Source organism: Rhodopseudomonas sp. BR0C11, assembly GCF_010820945.1.
Classification (GTDB): Bacteria; Pseudomonadota; Alphaproteobacteria; order Rhizobiales; family Xanthobacteraceae; genus Rhodopseudomonas; species Rhodopseudomonas palustris_H.
The window spans coordinates 1-596 of record NZ_QTKI01000810.1 but is presented as its reverse complement, the minus strand read 5'-3'; the positions used below and the strand labels follow the sequence as shown (position 1 = coordinate 596).

The 596-nt window shown below is 66.4% G+C and carries 1 protein-coding gene; it reads left to right on the top strand.

Annotated features, from left to right (window positions below; genetic code table 11):
- On the top strand, nt 1-596 hold a 596-nt coding region (locus DYI24_RS27530), incomplete at both ends, for a S1 RNA-binding domain-containing protein (RefSeq protein ID WP_164574557.1).

The window sequence follows — 596 nt, the reverse complement described above, 5'->3', positions numbered from 1 at the left end:
GGCGTTCGAACAGTGCGCGGGGTTGTTGCGGATTCGCGACGGCGAAAACCCGCTCGATGCCTCCGGCGTGCACCCTGAGTCCTATCCGCTCGTCAAAAAGATCCTGGCTGCCACCAAGAGCGACATCAAGGCGCTGATCGGCCAGACCAAGGTGCTGCAGGGCCTCAAGCCGCAGGCCTTCGCGGACGAGAAGTTCGGTATTCCGACCGTCAGCGACATCCTGAAGGAGCTGGAAAAGCCCGGCCGCGACCCGCGTCCCGAGTTCAAGACCGCGACCTTCCAGGAGGGCGTCGAGAAGATCACCGACCTCAAGCCCGGCATGATCCTGGAAGCCACGATCACCAACGGGGCGGCGTTCGGCGCCTTCGCCGATATCGGCGTGCACCAGGACGGCCTGATTCACATCTCGGCGATGTCGGAGCGGCGCATCAACGATCCGCGCGAAGTGGTGAAGCCGGGCCAGGTGGTGAAGGTCAAGGTACTCGAGGTCGACGTGCCGCGTAACCGCATCGGCCTGACGCTGCGGATGTCCGACCCGATCCCCGCCCCCGGCGAACGCCGCACCGGCGGTGGTGGCGGCGGCGCCCGGGCCAAGC